Origin of the sequence: Cupriavidus pauculus, assembly GCF_003854935.1 — a bacterium.
GTDB classification, from domain to species: Bacteria; Pseudomonadota; Gammaproteobacteria; order Burkholderiales; family Burkholderiaceae; genus Cupriavidus; species Cupriavidus pauculus_C.
In genome coordinates this window covers 2,669,731-2,687,315 of sequence record NZ_CP033969.1, presented here as the reverse complement: position 1 = coordinate 2,687,315, position 17,585 = coordinate 2,669,731, and the positions used below count along the sequence as shown (strand labels likewise).

Genomic DNA, 17,585 nt, shown 5'->3' with positions numbered 1-17,585 from the left:
GTCATCCCTCGTTCATTTGGATAGATTTGTACTCGAGGAACTCATCCAAACCGACGTGACCCGCCTCCCGGCCAACACCGCTTTGTTTGAAGCCGCCGAAGGGCGCTACGGGGTTGAATCGGGCGCCGTTAATATCGACCTGTCCTGCACGAATCTTCTTAGCGGCGTCGAGTGCGAGGTCAGGATCGCCCCAAACGGCCGCCGCCAGGCCATACACCGTTGCGTTGGCGATGCGGATGCCGTCGTCGATTTCGTCGTAGGGAATCACGCAGAGCACGGGGCCAAACACCTCTTCCTTGGCCAGATAGTTATGTTGATCTGTGAGAAACACCTTCGGGCTGACGAAGAATCCTGCAGGCGGAACATCCTGGCCTGACGCGATGAGCGTGGCGCCCTCCGCTACCCCTTTTTCCGCTAGTTCCTGCACGCGGTCACGCTGCTTGCCAGAAATGAGCGGGCCGATCCGATGGCCTTCGACGAGGCTGGATCCGACAGAGAACTTGGCGAGTTCTTGCTTCACCAGGGCTTCGACGGCCGACACATCACGCGAGTGAACAATCAACCTGGTCAGCGCGCTGCAAGTCTGACCGTTGTTGAGGAAGCAGGAAGCGAGCGTTCCCTTGACGGCCACAGTCAGGTCCGCACCCGGCAATACCAAGGAAGGCGACTTGCCGCCCAATTCCAGCGTCACCTTCTTAATGGTCGACGCGGCCAAGCAAGACACTGCACGACCCGCTTCCGTGGATCCTGTGAAGCTAACCATGTCCACGCCGTCAGCTCGCGCCAACGCTGCGCCCACTACCGCACCCAAGCCGTTCACAACGTTCACCACGCCCGAAGGAAAGCCTGCGTCATTGATGGCATCGCAGATAAGGCGCGTTGTTCGGGGCGTCAATTCACTTGGTTTGAGCACGACTGTGTTCCCGGCCAGAAGCGCGGGCACCACCTTCAGAATGATCTGATGAAGCGGGAAATTCCATGGCGTGATACATGCCACGACGCCGAATGGCTCCCGGACGATGACAGATGGGCCCGTTCGCGATTGCCATGGAAATCCTTCCGCCAGCTTTACGAAGTTCCCAATGTTCCGAATGGGCGAGTCGACTTGAACGATGCGTGAGATCTTCAAGGGCGTGCCAACCTCAGCCGCGATAGCATCGGCCAACGACTCCTGCCGATTTGTGAGTTGGTCTTTTAGGCGATTAAGAATTGCGCATTTGTCCGACACGGATGTTGCGGACCAGCTGGCCAATGCGTTCTGCGCGGCACCCAAGGCGAGACCGACGTCCTCCTCGGTACCTGGAAGAATTTGGGCCGATACCAGGCCAGTATTCGGGTCCTCTACGTCGATGAGCTGTGTGCCAGAAGCACGGCGCCACGATCCCCCGATGTATTGCTGATCGAAGATCTCCGGCATCACGACTGCACCTCTGAAATCTCTTCGACTTTCTCGGGGCTACCGGACCATCCCCACGCCAACGAGGTTCGGGATACACCAAGTAGGACGCCATTCAGCGCGCTCGGATGGATCCAGAGGCCGTCCTGCTCGGGCTTGCCCGTGTCGGTCCTTCGGGTCCACTTTGCGTTGCGCGATTCGAGTCGCCTGATTACGTCCGCCAAATCATGCGTTTCGATGTAGCACATGTAAAGTGCGTCACCTCGCTTGCCCGAAAACCTGCCCATGGCAAAGGCGGGATCATGCGCTTCAGCCAATTCGATGCGATCGAGACGATCCGGCGCGAACATCAGCAGCGTGCCTTCATAGCCAAATCGCGCGAACGTGATGTCTACTGCCTTGTCGCGCTGCAGGCCCAGTTTTCGCGCGTAGCAATCCGCGACTTCTCGCCAGTCGGTGCTGAGAACCATGGTGAGCTCGTACAGAAACGACACAGGACCATTCGCTCGAACCCGCGCTGCCGCTTCGCTGACAACGAGTGGCATGCCATAGAGGCCGCCCGCGTTCAAATAGAGACGGCCGTCGGCTTCAGCAAATCGGATACCTTGCTCGGCAAGGAACCTCTGGCATTCAGCCAGGCTAGCTGTCGAGACCCCTCCAAAGAAGAGGCCTTCCCCGAAGCTATCAAGATGATCACTTACGACCCCTGCTCCCCGCGGGGTCCAAAGTTCGACCGTGCTTTCGCCGATTACCAGGCTACGGCCACGGGCATTCAGATGGTCGCTTGCAAGCTCATCAAGATACTGCGCCCCAAGTACTTCCCTGTAGTTCTGCTCTGCTTGATCGAGGTCGCGCACCGCAACGAGGATTCTGTCAACCGAGTTCAACATTGCTTCTTCCTTAAAGTAACTGACCTACTGCACGGTGATGTGCGCGGTACGAATGAGCTTTTGCCATTTCGCCGACTCCTGCTGGATGAATCGGCCGAACTCATCTCGTCCTGCGCCAGAGATGATTCCGCCGATGTCGCCAATCTTGCTGCGGACGTCAGGCATCTTGAGTACAGCTTGAATTTCGGCATCCAAACGGGTGACGATCGGCTTCGGCGTTGCGGCAGGTACCAAGACGCCGAACCAACCAGTGATCTGATAGTTGCTCAGACCAGCTTCAGTCATCGTTGGGACGTCCGGCAGCAACGGGGAACGGACAGCACTCGTGATGGCGAGTGCGCGAACCTTTCCGCCTTTTACGAGATTCAATGCCGAAGGCATGTTGTCAAACATGATCGGTACATGGCCTGCCATCGTGTCGTTCAGGCCGGGGCCGCTACCGCGGTATGGCACATGAACCATGCGCAGGCCCGCTGTCGAAGCGAACAGTTCACCCGCCAAGTGCAAAGATGTTCCGTTGCCAGGCGTTGCGTACGACAAGGGATTGGGCTGTTGCTTCGCGTACTGAACGAGTTCCTTCACCGATTTGACCGGCAGTTGCGGGTTGACCACCAGCAGGTTGGGAACCTCCGCCAGGAGCGTCACCGGCGCGAGATCTCGCGTGGGAGAAAAGCGAGCGTCGGGAGTAAGCGTGGGGTTGATGGCAATAGGACCAATATTGCCCATAACGATGGTGTATCCATCAGCGGGCTGTTTCGCAACATAGGCCGTGCCAACATCGCCCCCAGCGCCTGGCTTGTTCTCGATCACCACGGGCTGCCCGAGTCGTTCAGAGAGCTTGGCACCGACGATACGTGCCAGCATGTCAGTGGTGCCGCCCGGCGGATACGGCACGACCCACTTGATCGGGCGACTCGGCCAGGACTCGCTGGCGTTCGCAACAGATTGACCGGTCGCTGCCCAGCACCCCACCACAGCGGCGCTAAAGCCCAATATCCATCGTTTCATTCGTTGTCTCCTGACCTCAAGAAGCAGGTTGCATCTCAAGGGCACCTGGTTTATGATGTTCACTAGGTGAACTAGCGGTACACAGGGTGTACGAATGAAGAATAATAGATCGATCCAACGCTGTCTAGCGGTGCTGCGCGCTTTCCGAGAGAACGGGCGACCTACGTTGGCGGAGTTGTCGCGTGCCGTAGACCTGCCGCACCCGACCGTTCTGCGCTTTCTATTGACTTTGGAGGAGGAGGGATATGTCGCGCGCGAGGGCAACCAATGGCGCTTGACTACCCGAGTCTTCGAAATCGGCTTTGCTGCTTTGGAAAGTTTGGGAGTGACAGACTCGGTTCAGCAGATGCTCCAGCAACTGGCTGACACGTACGCAGGAACATCCAACCTGGGTGAAGCGAACCCCGACGGGGTGATCATTATTGGAAGGGCGATGGCACTCGCGGAACGCCGTCGCCTCGTGGTGATGAATCTCCGGGTTGGAAGCATCCTGCCTCCAAGTAGCGCGCTCACACAGGCGTTGACCCTCGGGGTCGGTGAATGGGCGATGGTCGAGTATCCAGAGAGCAATCAGATCTCAGTTGCAGTCCCGCTTGCTCGGGTTGGCAACCGCCAGCTGGCTATCGGGATTTCCACATCGCCAGCCGAGGCGACACCCGAAAGGATCGAGAATGAAATCATTCCAACACTTCAGAATGCCGCAGCGATGGTCTCAAGGCTTGTTGGGATGGGGCCAGCGTAGGGAGTTCGCTCATCGCCCCGGGTGCGGAACCGTCGACTGATCAACACGAATCTGCCCGCTTGGCCGCTGGGATCTGTCCGGCGCTTGCAATCGAGGTTCACGAGGATCTCTGATGATTTCCCGTGAGCACATCGTAGTCGTCGGGACACCCGCCGCCGGCATCACGGCATCACGGCATCACGGCGGCACGAGCGCTGCGGGCGCAAGGGCTGGCCCGGACGCCTTACTCTCATCGGAAAAGTAGGCGGCTTACCCTAGCATGGCGCTCATTGGACACGCCGACGAGGCCAGTTTCGCGACGGCTTGTGAAACGCGACGCATCATACTGACGCACGATTCTGATTTCTTGGATGATCAGCGCTTCCCATTTCACCGTAACCCAGGCGTGGTCGTTCTACTAGCTGCAACTGGCAATGGGACGCTGGAAATCGCATTAGCAGATCACTTGCGCATACTAACGCCCCGTACGGCAACGCCCATGTTGGCGCCAATATCTTCGCAACAGACGATCGAGAATGGACCGTCCGCAGGCATACTCGCGCCGAAGGAACGCACGTTGAAACCCGCATCAAGCTGCATCCAGGAGATGACGCCCTAATTTGGGAGTAGCGGAGGCGTACCTAGCTACGCAGACGATTCTGCGACATGAAAGTTGCCGGGCAGGATCAATCTTCGAAGCTGTTCTGATGCGTGGTGTCTGCGACACTGCCGCTTTGGCTGGCGGTCAACGTAAAGGCATTGAGATCTGGGGCCGCTCAGTAGCCAGTACTTTGAGCCCGCATCCGATACTCCAGATCAATGCGGCCACCTTGGTTGTCAGCGTGCTCGTACTGATGATGGCGCGACAACCCGGTGTTCTGGCGATGCACAACTGTCATAGTTGCTGCGGCGCGATCCGTCACTAGGGAATCGCCTTATGTGGACGCCTCCCGGATTGCAAGCCGATTGACATGGTGGTCGACAGGTGAAGGCAGCACGCCTATGTCCGGCCCTTTTGTGCAGGCCGCTCAGCCTGCTGGCCCATATGGAATTCGCTGGCGAGGTCCTCATCTGATCATCGAGCGTTGCTGCTCACATTCCCTATCGGGTTTTCCTCGCCCCGGTCCAACCTGTTAGCCATCATGCGATCAATGCTTGCGCTCCTTGAGAAGAAGTCAGTTCAGGCGGGCCACGCACCTGGCTATGCAGCCATGGCGGGTGCCGTGTATCTCGTATCCCTTGCTAGCACCGCCCAGATGGTCCGGGCGAGTTTGTTGGCTACGGCAGCCACCACTACATTGAAAGGACGTCGCTGAAGCAATCCGTCGAGCCAGGCGGTTCATGCGCCTTTGATGATCACCGATCTGGCGCCGTGTATGAGTAGGGTGCGCAGGTAGGTGTCACCTCGCTTGCTAATGCCAAGCTGGCGCACGTGACCACCGGTGCCCGTTTGTTTCGGTACCAAGCCTAACCAGGCAGCGAACTCACGCCCGGAGCGAAACGTTTTGGCATCGCCGATCGCAGCCACCGCAGCCGTGGCGGTTAGCAGCCCCACGCCAGGAATTTCAGCGATCTTCTGGCATTCCTGATTGTCGCAAAGCGCAACCTTGAGCCGACGTTCCAGCACAGCGATTTCCTTGTCGGTTGCCTGCACGCGTGCCCATTGCTCTCGTAGGCTGTCGATCAGTATGGCTGGCAAGCGATTCGCGATCTTGGCAAGCGCACCAGAAATTTTTTCGGCAAATTCCCGAGATCCTTCCGGAAGGACTTCACCAAACTCATAGAGTAAGCCGCGCAATGCGTTCGTCTGCATGATCCGGAACTTCATCAGTTGAGCCCGGATGCGGTGCAGCGCCAGAATGGTCTGTTGCTGCTCGCTCTTGATCGCAACAAACCGCGCCTCGGGCTGCTGGACTGCTGTCCAGATAGCTCTGGCATCGGCAGCGTCGGTTTTATTACGCAACACAAAGGGACGAACCGATCGCACAGAGATGAGCTTCACTTCGTGGCCGAGCTTCTGCAGTTCTCGTGCCCAACGGTGGGCGCTGCCGCAAGCTTCGATGGCAATGAGTGAACGCTCCCGCTGAGCAAGGAAGTCGGTGACCTGGCTCCGCTTCAACTTGATGCGCTCGATTTCACCGGTGTTGGCATTCACCGCATGAAGTTGGAAGACATGCTTGGCAATATCCATGCCGATGACGGTAAGCTTCATTTTGGATCGTCCCGATCAGGGTCGTTTGCAATCGACACCTCCACTTTGGCATAGGGATGCCATGGCAGCGAGGACCCTTACAGTTACTCTTGCAGGTAAGCGGCGCCCCGTTGCCGGGGGGAGGCGTCCATACCATCTGATTAAATCAGTGCGCGAGTCATCGAGGCATTGGGTGAGCGCGTTGTCATGAGCGTGTCCATGATTCAGGTCCTGTGATGAAGCGACAGATCAGTTTTGCGGAAGCGGAAAGTCACGGCAAGAAGCGTGTGACGCGCCGCCAGCGCTTCCTGTCGGAGATGGAGAGCGTGGTGCCGTGGGCGCGCCTGATTGCGGCGGTCGAGCCGTACTACCCCAAGGGCAAACGTGGCCGGCCGCCGATCGGCCTTGAGCGGATGCTGCGCATTTACTTCCTCCTGCAGTGGTACGGGCTGTCGGACGAGGCACTGGAAGACGCGCTGTACGACAGCATGGCGATGCGGGCGTTTGCCGGGATCGACCTGGCAGTCGAGGCGGTGCCAGACGCGACCACGCTGCTGAAGTTTCGCCGCCTGCTCGTCGAGCATGAACTGACGCGAAAGCCGACGGCTTCGGGAAGAGTTTGCCAAGTTGCAGGTCGAGGTCAATGAAGAGAAGAGTCGCACGGTGGATTTGGACTGCGGTGAGAGCTTTGGCTTTCTGGGATTCGACTTCCGTCGATTGCGCAGCATAAAGAGACAGGTGTGGCGAGCGCACTATACGCCCAAGTTGAAGAAACGCACGGCGTTGCTGCGCAAACTCAAGGAGGTGTTCAGGCGATACCAGTCGCAGCCGGTGGATCGGGTGGTGCAACTGATAAATCCGGTGCTACGTGGCTGGGTGAACTACTTCGCGGTCGGACACTCCAGTGAGTGCTTCAGCTTCATCCAGGACTGGGTGGAAAAGAAGGTCAGGCGCCATCTGGAGCGCTCCCGGAATCGTCGGGGCTTCGGCTGGAAGACGTGGAGTAGGCGGTGGCTCTATGACGAACTGAAGCTGTTCAACGGCTATCGGGTTCGTCGTCGACCATCGACGAAAGCGGCCCCGGCATGATAGGTCCCATATACCTTGACATGAAGCAAACAGGAAAGCGTAGTGCGGGAAAACCGCATGCTGCGTTTGACGTGGCGGGAGTTGGAAACGTGACTATGGTCGCCGGATTGCGGGCCATCGCGAAAGCGGTGGAATCACCACCGGCACCTGAAGGTGCGCGCGCCAGTTCTCGACCCTACCTTAGGGGGCAGTGGCGCAGAAATGCGCCGCTGCTACCCGACGTCGGCGTGGATGCGGCCTCTGGGCTGGTGCATAGCGTGGTGGGCACAGCGGCCAAGAGTCGGACGTGTCGCAGGCCCATGCCTTGCTGCATGGCCACGAGGAGCATGCGTTTGGCGACGCGGGCTACACGGGCGTGGACAAGCGCGAGGAGATGCAAGGCAAGACCGTGAAGTGGCAGGTGGCCGTCAAGCGCGGCAAGATCAAGGCGATGTGTGACGGAGCCGTCAAGGACTTGCTGATCGCCGTCGAGCGGGTCAAGGCACAGATTCGGTCGCGGGTTGAGCATCCGTTCCACGTTATCAAGAATCTGTTTGGTCATCGCAAGGTTCGCTACAAGGGCCTGTTCAAGAACACGGCGCAGTTGTTCAGCCTGTTTGGTTTGGCGAATCTGGTGTTCGCCAGGAGGCTGTTGTTGTCCTTAGAGGGGAGCAATCCGTCCTGAGCGCGCAAAAGCGCGACCAGGAAAGGTGCGAAACGCGAGAAAGACGGCTTGAATCGGCCCATCTCTCCCGGATTGCGAAAGCTGAAGTCCTTGGCTTGTGCAACATCAAGCGCAAACCTCATTGATCAGCAATTCCTTAGTGACAACGGTGCCGCTCATTATCGTCACAGCAGCAAATTCGCCAATAAAGGACCTGCGCCAACTAGTCTCGATGGCAAAGGCTAGGCCAGGGCAGATCACCTTTGGATGCGCCGGCAATGGTTCGGGCAGCCATCTGGCCGGGGAACTCCTTAGTACCATGGCTGGCGTCAAGATGAACCACGTTCCCTATAAGGGAGACGCGCCTTCGCTCACAGACGTGCTCGGTCAGCAGATCAATGTTGCCCTTCCCACCTCGCTCGCGGGAATGCCGCAAGTCAAGAGTGGAAAGCTCAGGGCGCTCGCGGTCACGAGCAAGACTCGATTACCGTCACTGCCCGATGTGCCCACGGTAGATGAAGCACTCGGGATAAACGGCTACGAAGCCGTTTCCTGGGGCGGGTTCATGGTCCCGAGCGGGACATCACAGGCCATCATTGCTAAGATGAACAGCGAGTTCAACAAAGCCCTTCAGGATCCGGAGGTCCGCGACAAGCTGATGGCTCAAGGAGCGCAGATCGCAGGCGGCACGCCTGAGGCGTTCAATGCGTTGCTTCGCGCCGAAGTTTCGAAGTGGAAGCGAGTGGCAGATTCAGCAAAGGTCCGGCTCGACTAGCCTCACCAGGGATGTCGATCCGTCTTCGGGAACCCTCCAACGACGGGAACTGCTTTCGACTACCAATCGTTACAATGGATGGCAGACGGCCGTCATTCCGGCTGAAGATAACATCTGACCCGATATGGTGAATGTCAAGCAAGTCGCCCTCCTCGCCGGCGTTTCCTCGGCAACAGTCTCCCGTGCACTGACATCGCCGGATAGGCTGCGACCTGACACGCTGGAGCGAGTGCAGAACGCTATTGCAAGCCTCAACTACGTTCCCTTCTCGGCGGCTCGCGAACTACGTCAGGGGCGCACGCGATCGGTGGGCATAATTGCGCCGACACTGATGAATGAACTTTACGCCAAAGCAGTAGATACCTTGGAGGCCCAGCTCGACCGGCTTGGATATACCGTTCTGTTGACTTGCCATCGGGACGACAGTGAGACCGAATTGCGCTGCGCCCGCGCCCTATTGGAGCGTAGAGTGGACGGGATCGCAATAATCGGTTCACAACATCATCCCGAAGTCTTCTCGCTGATACACAAGCACGCTATCCCGTATGTACTAATGTGGGCCGTGGACCGCGAAGGGATGCATCCGACGGTGGGGTATGACAACCGCTTGGCTATGCGCAGGCTAACCACCTACTTAGTCAAACAAGGACACCGGCAGTTTGCAGTGCTCCCAGGTCCTCTCGAAACTCAGTTTCTATCGTCTCAACGGCTTCTGGGGATCCGAGACGTCCTCAGCGAGAACGACATTTCCTTACCCGATAACCGCATTTTTCCGACCCCTTACGATGCATCTGCTGTGCGACAAGCGGTGCGCGTCTGCCTGCAGCGCAAGGACTTGCTGTTGCATCGGGAACAGCCGACCGCCCTGATATGCATCAATGACTTCATTGCTGTGGCGGCGATCGCGGAGTGCCGCACATTGGGACTTTCGGTTCCGAGCGACATCTCTGTCACAGGCTTCGGCGACTGGCAGATGGCGGAACTGGTAACACCCGCGCTAACGACAGTGCACTCGAATCCCGTTCTGATTGGCGAGCTTACTTCGCGCAACTTGATTGAGCAGATCGAAGGAGGAGCCAAAAACATCCAGACCGAGTTCGAGCCTGACCTAGTAATTCGCGAAAGTACTGCGCCACCTCGACAATAAATGGCGGCCTCAAATCAAAAGTGCAACACCTTGCCATCATGCATTACTGTCCTGATCGTCCCAAGGCTTCCCATAGCCGCATGATTTCGCGAGCCTTGGTCTGACGGTCGATGACGTTGAACGGTCTTCCATCGAGGCCCATCGCCTCACGAGGGAATTCCGCACATCCTGCTGGTGCAAGTTGGACGATCGAGATGCCCTTTCAAAACGGCATAAAGCTGCCTTGCGGCAGCGACGCATTCTTGTGGCGTTGTTGCTTGTGACACGACCCCGGTCCCCTTTGATGCAGTGGGTAGGATTTTATCGCGCGAGACCTATGTGCCACACGAGCAAATGGGGCACGAAGCAACTGTAGGCGCAGGCAGGACATGGTTCCAGATGGATCGCGGCGATCCAATCGGGTTACATGGCGGTTACATAGACCGCAAAATGCACAAGGGTTTACAGGAAAACCCCTGTAAACCCTTGATTTTATTGGTGCGGCTGCAGGGCTCGAACGCGCCGCCCGATTTCCCGACACAGCGCAGGCAGCGCCACTATGGATTCAAAGATCCATCGCGCAGGCAGCCCAATGAGGCCCGCCACATCAGCTCGATTCGGTCTGTGCAACTTGCGCAATTTGCTCCTTCAGCCATTGCAGACCAGACATGTGTTGTTGTTGACGGTGCCATATCAAGCTGACCTGCACCGCAGGCGTTTCGAAAGGAAGCTCCGCGAGCTGCAAGCCATAGTTGTGCACGAAATGCCTGGCCAAGTGCCAGGGCACGGTACCCAGCAAATCGGTGCTGGCGACGATGGCTGGAATGGTCAGGTAGTGCGGAACTTGCAACTGCACATGGCGCTGCACTTTGGCCGAGCCCAGGACGATCTCGAGCGGACTGCCGCGGCCGGCTCGCGGCAAGAGCGAGACGTGCTGTGCGGCCAGATACGCCGTCTTGTCGAGGCCTTCCCTGAATGCAGGGTGGCCCGGTCGGCCGATAACTGCGAGGCGCTCTTCGTGAATCGGTTGGTAGAGCAAATCGGCGTCGTCGAAGTACAGGTAATCAATCGCCAAGTCCAGATCTCCGCTGGCCAGTCGCTGCGGGATCAGGGCACCTTCGTCCGACAGTACCTGCAGCTTCACCTGCGGCGCCAGCGCCATCAGCCGGGTCATCAGGCTCGGTAACAGCCGTAGCTGCCCATAGTCATTCATCGACAGTCGGAAGGTTCGCTCCGTGTCCGGCTGAAAACTCTCTTGAACGGCAAGCCCTGCCTGCAGCAAGCGCAGGGCTTGCCGTACCGGCACGTGCAGCGTCATCGCCCCGGCAGTGGGCTCGAGTCCCTTAGCGGTACGGCGGAAAAGAGGTTGCCCCAGTTGCTCGCGCAGACGACTGAGCGCATTGCTCACCGCCGGCTGGCTCTTGTGCAGTCGCTCGGCCGCGCGTGACAGGTTGCGCTCCTGCATCAGCATGTCGAACACGAAGAGGAGATTGAGATCAATCTGCTGCAAATTCTGATTCATCAATAATTCTCATCATCAATATCCATTGGAATGAAAATGATCGCACCAATAGACTACAACACCAAGCGACCTACTGGCGCCAGACGTCAGAAAGGTCCGCGGGGGCTTGGCGGAACTGGCCACGTATCGCGAGCCCGACAGCGCAACAGTCTTTGAGAGCCGATCATGTCTTTTGATACCCAAACCTTCCGGAAGAAATACCGGGCGAACATTTCGCCTTACTACAACCCCTGGCTGCATGCTGGCTTCGTTCTTGTTTTCGGCGTGACCTTGATCCTCTTCTTGCTGAACAAGTTGGACCACGTCAGCGCGGTGGAGTGGCTAACTGTGCCGGCCACCTTAATTTTCTACAGCAGTGGCGAGTACCGCACCCATAAGGGTCTCGGGCACAACAAGAAGCGATTCGCGAAGGCGTTCTACCAGCGCCACACGGGCGACCATCATAGTTTTTTCGCAGATGACCAGATGCGCTACGAGTTCGCCAAGGACTGGCGGGTGATTCTGTTCCCGGCATGGCTGATCGTTGTCTACAGCATTGGCGCGCTGCTCGCTTGGTCGATCATCGGCCTGGTCAATGCGAACGTCGCTGCGCTGTTTGCCGCCACGCTACTGGGCGGCTATCTCAGCTACGAGATCTTTCATGCCTGCGAGCACCTCCCGCCGCAGAATCCGATCTGTCGCCTGCCGTGGATTCGCCACATGCGGCGGTTGCATGAGTTGCATCACCGCCGTGACCTGATGCAGACCAAGAACTTCGCCGTAGTGTTTCCACTGTGGGACTGGATCTATGGAACCCTTCATTGGGAGCCCGAAGAAGCAAGCGAGAGCCTGGTCCCCACCGTCAAGATGCAGCATTCCATTGATATCGCCCGGACGCCAAGCCAGGTACTGGCCTACGTGAGTACTCCGCTTCGTTGGCACGAGTGGCATCCTTACCACGTAGCGATCACCGGGCAGGGAGGGTCGCTGCCGGTTGGGAGCCACTTTGCGTACGTCGGCGGCCGTGCAGGCAAGTTGCAGTGGGAAGTCGTGGAAAGTCTTCCGGATCGGCTCTGGCGAACCCGGGCCCGTGGCAACCGGGGTCTTGAGATGTTCGTCACGTATGAGTGCATCGGCACAGCCACTGGCACGCGCTTCGTGCGGACGCTGGAGTATCGGTTTTCCAGTGTGGTGGCCCGCATGGCTGATCGGCTGGTTTTGCGTAAGCGAATTGAGCGCGACTCTGTTGCCTTGCTTCACAAGCTGCGCAGCGTCTCCGAGAGTGTTCTTCCCGCGGCAGAAACGGATTGTGCTTCCAAACAGGCGACATGAAGGGCATGGGGGCATGCAGGCTCCACCGCGCGTGTCAGGCTGCAATGGAGCAATGGCCAGACGGAGGGTCATGTCAACAGGCTCAAGCTCCTCAAGCGCCAAATGTATGGCCGCGCCAATATCGAGCTTCTGCGGCTGCGGGTTGTTACGTCCCGCGCAATCTGAGGTTTGGGGAGGGCCGTTTATCCCGCGAACGGCTGGGGCGATTTTCTGAACATCTCCGCAATCAGCGCGAGACGCAACGGACATAAGGAAGGCCAGTACTGCTCTGATATCGTGCGATGTTTTCCAGGCGCCACACGACAACCAGAACAGACTGGCCTATGCATCGCATTGTATTTGCGTTTCTCACGCTCGAACAACATCTTCTCGCTATCCGTTGGAGAGCGTGCAAAGGTTGGGGAGGACACCAAGAAAGTGCCGCTTAGGCACCGCGCCGGTTGTATGTGAACTAGGCTGATCGGTATCGCAACGGTGGGAGCAAGCCATGCGGTTGATCATCGAAGCCAGGTTGGCGGACGAGGGCAGCGATATTGGCCATGCCGGTGAGGGCGTTTTGGCAGTGATCGAGCGCCGTGACGGTAGTCTTGCGGATCTGGGCCTGACCCTCGCGGAGGGCCGCTCGCTGTTGGCCAAGGTTCAGACCGAGCTGGTTTCGAAACAAGTCGCGGGATGGCTTTCGGGCCAGACTCATTGCAGGAGTTGCGGGGCGGCTTTGAGCCACAAGGACCAGCGCTCGACGGTGGTGCGCACGGTGTATGGCAAGGTGATGGTGAACAGTCCGAGGCTGTGGTCGTGTGCTTGCCAACGGACTGTGCCGACGCCACGATCCGTGATCCATCCCTTGTCTAAAGCGCTGACTAATCGCGCCACGCCAGAGCTGGAATACCTCCAGGCGAAGTGGGCAAGCCATCTGCCATATCGGCAGGCCACGGCGATGCTGAAGGAAATACTGCCTCTGGACAAGGGCATTTCGTTCAGCGGCACTCGAAATCGGATTCGTGCTATCGGAAAGCAACTCGACGCTGACATCGAGCGTGATATTGCGAAGCTGCCCCCTTTCGACGGAGGCGTCCAGGTTCGCGAATCCAGCCATGTCGCGACCGTGAGCGTTGACTCGGCGTGGTTGCGGCATTGCGACTCGGTGAGGGGCCTTGGCCGACATGTCAACCTCATCGCTGGACGAGCGACGTTCACCGACAGGCCGCCAAAGTTCTATGCCTATGTGCACCGGGAAGTTACCTCGGCAGTAGCGCGGCTGGATCAATTTCTCACTCGAAACGGTGTGGCGACCGACGAGCGCGTTACCGTGATCAGCGACGACGCCGGTGAATTTGAGAAGACCATCCGGGGCAGTCAGCTCGCACGCGGCAGGATTCTCGATTGGTTCCACATCGCTATGAAGTTCAAAGCGGCGCAGCGTTCCGTGTTCGGCAGTAAGGTTATCGATTCACTGGAACGAGAGTCGATAGAGACCGAAATCACGCACGCCAAGTGGCTCGCGTGGCATGGCAAGGGCCGCAAAGCGTTGGAGCGCATCAAGGCATTGGACGCGCAGCTCCTGACCAGAGCGGGGTATGAATTCAGTACGCTGTGGTGGAATCTAGATAAGGTCTGCGGGTACCTGCGGAGCAACGCGTCTACGTTGGTCAACTATGGCGCCCGGCATCGAAAGGGCTTGCCCATCGTAAGCGCCAGTTTCGGCACACCTTGAGTGCGACGAGCGTATTCAGGCAGGATGCGGCGGGGCGGCTTTCGGCGGGGCGAAGCTGAACGGCAACAGGTCGCTGATGTCGGCGTCTGGCGTTCGCTGTGGCAACTCTGTGAGCACGTGGAGCAGATAGGCATATGGCTCGACGTCACAGGCCCGGCACGTCAGCATCAGGCTATAGATCATGGCGCTTGCCTTGGCGCCGGCCACGGTGTCTGCGAAGAGCCATGCCTTTCGATTATGGAAGCCCTTCCATAATCGAAATTATCGTAAGTTCGCAATTATGGAAGCTTCGCGGGAGCTATATCGAACGAACACGCGTCGATCCATGCCGCGGCCCTGCATTTGCTGGGCTACGGCATCGATGCGGATGCATGTCCCGCCGCGCGTCAGCTATCGACTGCCGATAACTAAAGCGCCTGTGCGTCGGGACGGCGACAACTTCCAGGCCCGGATTTTCTGGCGCAAGGCCGTTTGCCTGCTTGACCCTAACAGCCCCGTCATTCGCGTGGGTTTCGAATCCGGTCCCAAAGGCTTCGACGACGTATGGGTGGAATATGACCCCAGCCGTGCACCAAATGACCCAGAAGGAAAACCAATCCTGCGGGAGTACACGCAATGCAAGTGGCACGTTTCGGTAAGCGACTTCGGACATAGCGACCTCATAGATCCCGAGTGGATCAACGCCAATCGTTTTTCCTTTCTTCAGCGGGCCCGAAATGCTCAGCACGCCCACGCGAAAGACGGGATCGGGGTCCGATTCAAATTGCTAACCAACTGGCGGATCGCGCAGACCGACCCGCTCCGACCCCTTATCCATCAGCGTCACAAAGCCATTCGCCTGGAGCAGTTGTTTGGCACGAAGACCGATGCGTCGGCGACAGGCCGGATCCGGAAACTGTGGCGGGAACATCTGGGCATCGACGATGCCGAATTGCGTCTACTGGCCCGCACGCTTTCGCTCGACACCGACTCCACATCGCTGGATGACCTCCGCGAACTGTTGGACATGCACTTCGAGAACCGGGGACTGCTTCGCATACCGCTGAACGAGAGTAGCTTCCGGTATGACGACATCGTCTTCCAATGGCTCGCCCAGGGTCGCCTCGAGTTCACGCGGGACACCTTTCGGGACGCCTGCCAGCGCGAGAATCTGTTTGCGAAAAGGAACTCTCCAAGGACACTAGTGGGTGTCAAGTCGTTCGAGCACGCGTTCGACCGACTAGAGGAACGATGCAGCACCGTCCTGGACTTGATACCGTATTTCAACGATCGGGCCATTCGCGACCAGCAAGATTGGACCGGCAACCTGTACCCCGCGCTCAAGCGCTTTCTCATTGACGCGGCGCGCGAACCGCAACCGTTACTCCTGGCGCTAGACGCCCACTTGACGCTGGCGTTTGCCGCTGGGTCCGTCGTCAACATCAAGTCTGGACGGCACGTGGAAATCGAGCAGCGTACGATCGACCGGCAAAGCTGGAGCGCGACGGACACTTTCACCAATCCAGACTGGCCGACGTGGAACTTTGAAGTGGAAGACTTGACGTCAGAGTCAGGAGAGATGGCCGTGGCTGTTGCGCTCACCCACGATATTCCCGACGCGGTGCGCGGCTATATTGCCACCGCCTTGCCTGGCGTCAGCAAGCTATTAGTCGCGAAACCGTCGTGCGGATCGGGAGCGCAGTCGGTCGCAAGCGGCAGGCACGCTTTCGAACTCGCCGAAGCCTTGGTTCAGCGCATCAATATGGAGCGGAAGGACGTGAAACCTCCAATGCATATTTTTATTGCGGCGCCCAACGCCTTTACGTTCTTCCTGGGCCAGCGTCAGCCGGGTATGGGACGAACAACCTTGTATGAGTATGACTTCGAGGGCGCGTTTGGCGGCGGCTATCAAGCCTCCCTGACGCTCCCGACCTAGCACGCGCGTCAGGCATTGCCGAATGACTGGGCCGATGTGGCTTTGGTGTGGGACATATCTGGCGAAAGTGATGGCAAAAAGCTACCGAACGGTGAGCCACGTCGATGGCTGGACTGGCCTCCCGCAATACGAGATTCGCGACAACAAGGTCTACCGGGCGGTGTCCCATGTTAGCGGTTGAACTGGCCTGCCTCAGTATGAGATCCGTGGCGATAAGGTGTACCGTACCGTGTCGCATGCAGACAGCTGGAGCGCAGTTCCTCAATATGAAATCCGAGGCAACAAGTTGTATCGCACGTGCTCCCATGCACAGGGTTGGACCGGCTCTGCACAATACGAATTACGCTAGCGCAACCAGCGCGTACGCGGAGTGGCTCACGTCGCATGTACCGTCAGCTTTCTTAGAATCACTCGTATTGGAGCGTGCGGCGGCGTTCCAGCCATTGAAAGCGCCGATCAATGTCCAACGTTGGGTCAGTTGCCGAGAGTTGATCGGGCACTCGGCCTACTGGTCGGTATGCCCTGGAGAAGCTGGCCCGCACAGAATCCATAACAGTTCGAGGCAAGACATCGCTGCCGATCGGGTGACATTCGCTACCTCCGGAACTAGTTTTCGTTCCAGCCTGCCTCCAACGAAAACAAAGTGATGGCGGATACCCGCCAAGGAAGCTCGAAACGCTGCAGCGGCACTGACGCAAAGCCCGGCGAGTTCATGAGAAACGGCCGGACGTCTAAACTGTGCTTCCTTCGGCCACACAGCCTCAAATATCGGCCCGTTGAAGGTCCGACCACGCCCTCTCGGGATCATAAGGGGCGTGCTGGCTTTCCCGCTTTCAAGGTGCTTTCGCTGCTGGCGAGTTGGCGCATGACTCCGACCACCACCGTGCGATGCCCGATTTCAGATTTCTTACGCAGAAATGCGGGGAAGATTCGGCAAAGGCCGAAACGGAGCCAAAGGCATTCCCACGGGCATCCGGAATACTACGACTCCCCGCTCGACAGTCTCCGAGTATTGATGGGCCATGACGACACCTTGTACCAGTTCGATCAGACGATCCCATTTCACAAATCCGGAGGTCGCTGCTTCTCGAATCGCACGATGCATTGTCGCATACGCCAATAGAATTCCTGCTCGGGTCGATGCTCTCGAGTTCTCGTCCCTGGAGAGAAACCATCCCAAATCTCTACTTGGCGACACCTGTTCTACTGCTGAATCAAGCGCGATAACACTATTGGCAGGTTGTTCCACAAAATAGCGTAGCAGCAGGTAGGCCTGTACTCGTG

At 58.2% G+C, this 17,585-nt stretch carries 12 protein-coding genes and 5 pseudogenes; 11 read left to right on the top strand and 6 right to left on the bottom strand.

What is annotated here, in order from left to right; genetic code table 11:
- Position 1: 1 nt before the first annotated feature.
- The 3 genes from EHF44_RS13860 to EHF44_RS13850 are packed head-to-tail and all read right to left on the bottom strand — an operon-like array spanning position 2 to position 3,294.
- Complete coding sequence (locus EHF44_RS13860; protein ID WP_043355360.1) at positions 2–1,417, bottom strand: aldehyde dehydrogenase family protein; 1,416 nt, start codon at positions 1,415–1,417, stop codon at positions 2–4.
- Entirely contained in the window at positions 1,417–2,286 is an 870-nt protein-coding gene (locus EHF44_RS13855) for a VOC family protein (RefSeq protein WP_052495072.1), read from the bottom strand. The genes EHF44_RS13860 and EHF44_RS13855 overlap by 1 nt, the downstream gene beginning before the upstream one ends.
- A gap of 24 nt (positions 2,287–2,310) precedes the next feature.
- Positions 2,311–3,294 carry a Bug family tripartite tricarboxylate transporter substrate binding protein gene (locus EHF44_RS13850; RefSeq protein ID WP_043355363.1) on the bottom strand — a complete coding sequence of 328 codons (984 nt, stop codon included), beginning with the start codon at positions 3,292–3,294 and terminating at the stop codon, positions 2,311–2,313.
- Positions 3,295–3,460: 166 nt separating this feature from the next.
- Here EHF44_RS13850 and EHF44_RS13845 point away from each other — a divergent pair, with 166 nt between their 5' ends.
- Both EHF44_RS13845 and EHF44_RS29015 read left to right on the top strand, forming a co-directional pair.
- Complete coding sequence (locus EHF44_RS13845) at positions 3,461–4,036, top strand: helix-turn-helix domain-containing protein (protein WP_231108946.1); 576 nt, start codon at positions 3,461–3,463, stop codon at positions 4,034–4,036.
- Between the two features lie 259 nt (positions 4,037–4,295).
- Positions 4,296–4,634, top strand: coding sequence for a DUF5615 family PIN-like protein (locus EHF44_RS29015; RefSeq protein WP_373424146.1), 339 nt, complete (start codon positions 4,296–4,298; stop codon positions 4,632–4,634).
- Positions 4,635–5,216: 582 nt separating this feature from the next.
- On the opposite strand, the pseudogene EHF44_RS13840 reads toward EHF44_RS29015, so the two are convergent.
- Positions 5,217–6,227 (bottom strand): annotated as a pseudogene (locus tag EHF44_RS13840) (IS110 family transposase).
- A gap of 215 nt (positions 6,228–6,442) precedes the next feature.
- On the opposite strand from EHF44_RS13840, the pseudogene EHF44_RS13835 reads away from it, so the two are divergent.
- The 5 genes and pseudogenes from EHF44_RS13835 to EHF44_RS13815 form a co-directional block, all read left to right on the top strand.
- A pseudogene (locus tag EHF44_RS13835) lies at positions 6,443–6,805 on the top strand (IS5/IS1182 family transposase); the annotation flags it as partial.
- Positions 6,806–6,833: 28 nt separating this feature from the next.
- Positions 6,834–7,295 (top strand): group II intron maturase-specific domain-containing protein, encoded by a 462-nt coding sequence (locus EHF44_RS13830; protein ID WP_224039293.1) that lies wholly within the window; start codon positions 6,834–6,836, stop codon positions 7,293–7,295.
- A 221-nt stretch (positions 7,296–7,516) separates the two neighbouring features.
- Positions 7,517–7,959, top strand: a pseudogene (locus EHF44_RS13825) (transposase); the annotation flags it as partial.
- A 121-nt stretch (positions 7,960–8,080) separates the two neighbouring features.
- Entirely contained in the window at positions 8,081–8,713 is a 633-nt protein-coding gene (locus tag EHF44_RS13820) for a tripartite tricarboxylate transporter substrate-binding protein (protein WP_231108945.1), read from the top strand.
- 124 nt (positions 8,714–8,837) lie between these two features.
- Complete coding sequence (locus EHF44_RS13815; RefSeq protein ID WP_043355368.1) at positions 8,838–9,860, top strand: LacI family DNA-binding transcriptional regulator; 1,023 nt, start codon at positions 8,838–8,840, stop codon at positions 9,858–9,860.
- A 586-nt stretch (positions 9,861–10,446) separates the two neighbouring features.
- Here the strand turns inward: EHF44_RS13815 and bsrA are convergent.
- A complete protein-coding gene (bsrA, locus tag EHF44_RS13810) occupies positions 10,447–11,361 on the bottom strand; it encodes a LysR family transcriptional regulator BsrA (RefSeq protein ID WP_043355370.1) in 915 nt (304 codons plus the stop codon).
- A 165-nt stretch (positions 11,362–11,526) separates the two neighbouring features.
- Here bsrA and EHF44_RS13805 point away from each other — a divergent pair, with 165 nt between their 5' ends.
- The 3 genes and pseudogenes from EHF44_RS13805 to EHF44_RS13795 all read left to right on the top strand — a co-directional run bounded on the left by EHF44_RS13805 (position 11,527) and on the right by EHF44_RS13795 (position 14,386).
- A complete protein-coding gene (locus EHF44_RS13805; protein ID WP_043355372.1) occupies positions 11,527–12,672 on the top strand; it encodes a sterol desaturase/SRPBCC family protein in 1,146 nt (381 codons plus the stop codon).
- Between the two features lie 42 nt (positions 12,673–12,714).
- Positions 12,715–12,837 (top strand): annotated as a pseudogene (locus EHF44_RS13800) (hypothetical protein); the annotation flags it as partial.
- A gap of 322 nt (positions 12,838–13,159) precedes the next feature.
- Positions 13,160–14,386 carry a hypothetical protein gene (locus EHF44_RS13795; RefSeq protein ID WP_043355374.1) on the top strand — a complete coding sequence of 409 codons (1,227 nt, stop codon included), beginning with the start codon at positions 13,160–13,162 and terminating at the stop codon, positions 14,384–14,386.
- A 15-nt stretch (positions 14,387–14,401) separates the two neighbouring features.
- Here EHF44_RS13795 and EHF44_RS13790 read toward each other — a convergent pair.
- Positions 14,402–14,620, bottom strand: a pseudogene (locus EHF44_RS13790) (transposase domain-containing protein); the annotation flags it as partial.
- A 127-nt stretch (positions 14,621–14,747) separates the two neighbouring features.
- On the opposite strand from EHF44_RS13790, the gene EHF44_RS13785 reads away from it, so the two are divergent.
- On the top strand, positions 14,748–16,301 hold the full coding sequence (locus EHF44_RS13785) for an SAVED domain-containing protein (protein ID WP_253699843.1): 1,554 nt from the start codon (positions 14,748–14,750) through the stop codon (positions 16,299–16,301).
- Positions 16,302–17,585 lie beyond the last annotated feature (1,284 nt).

What these genes read in the sequence shown, in the direction of transcription:
- EHF44_RS13860 (WP_043355360.1), bottom strand. Translation starts at nt 1,417, where the DNA reads ATGCCGGAGATCTTCGATCAGCAATACATCGGGGGATCGTGGCGCCGT.
- EHF44_RS13795 (WP_043355374.1), top strand. Translation starts at nt 13,160, where the DNA reads ATGCGGTTGATCATCGAAGCCAGGTTGGCGGACGAGGGCAGCGATATT.
- EHF44_RS13850 (WP_043355363.1), bottom strand. Translation starts at nt 3,294, where the DNA reads ATGAAACGATGGATATTGGGCTTTAGCGCCGCTGTGGTGGGGTGCTGG.
- EHF44_RS13855 (WP_052495072.1), bottom strand. Translation starts at nt 2,286, where the DNA reads ATGTTGAACTCGGTTGACAGAATCCTCGTTGCGGTGCGCGACCTCGAT.
- EHF44_RS13805 (WP_043355372.1), top strand. Translation starts at nt 11,527, where the DNA reads ATGTCTTTTGATACCCAAACCTTCCGGAAGAAATACCGGGCGAACATT.
- EHF44_RS29015 (WP_373424146.1), top strand. Translation starts at nt 4,296, where the DNA reads ATGGCGCTCATTGGACACGCCGACGAGGCCAGTTTCGCGACGGCTTGT.
- bsrA (WP_043355370.1), bottom strand. Translation starts at nt 11,361, where the DNA reads ATGAATCAGAATTTGCAGCAGATTGATCTCAATCTCCTCTTCGTGTTC.
- EHF44_RS13785 (WP_253699843.1), top strand. Translation starts at nt 14,748, where the DNA reads ATGCGGATGCATGTCCCGCCGCGCGTCAGCTATCGACTGCCGATAACT.
- EHF44_RS13815 (WP_043355368.1), top strand. Translation starts at nt 8,838, where the DNA reads ATGGTGAATGTCAAGCAAGTCGCCCTCCTCGCCGGCGTTTCCTCGGCA.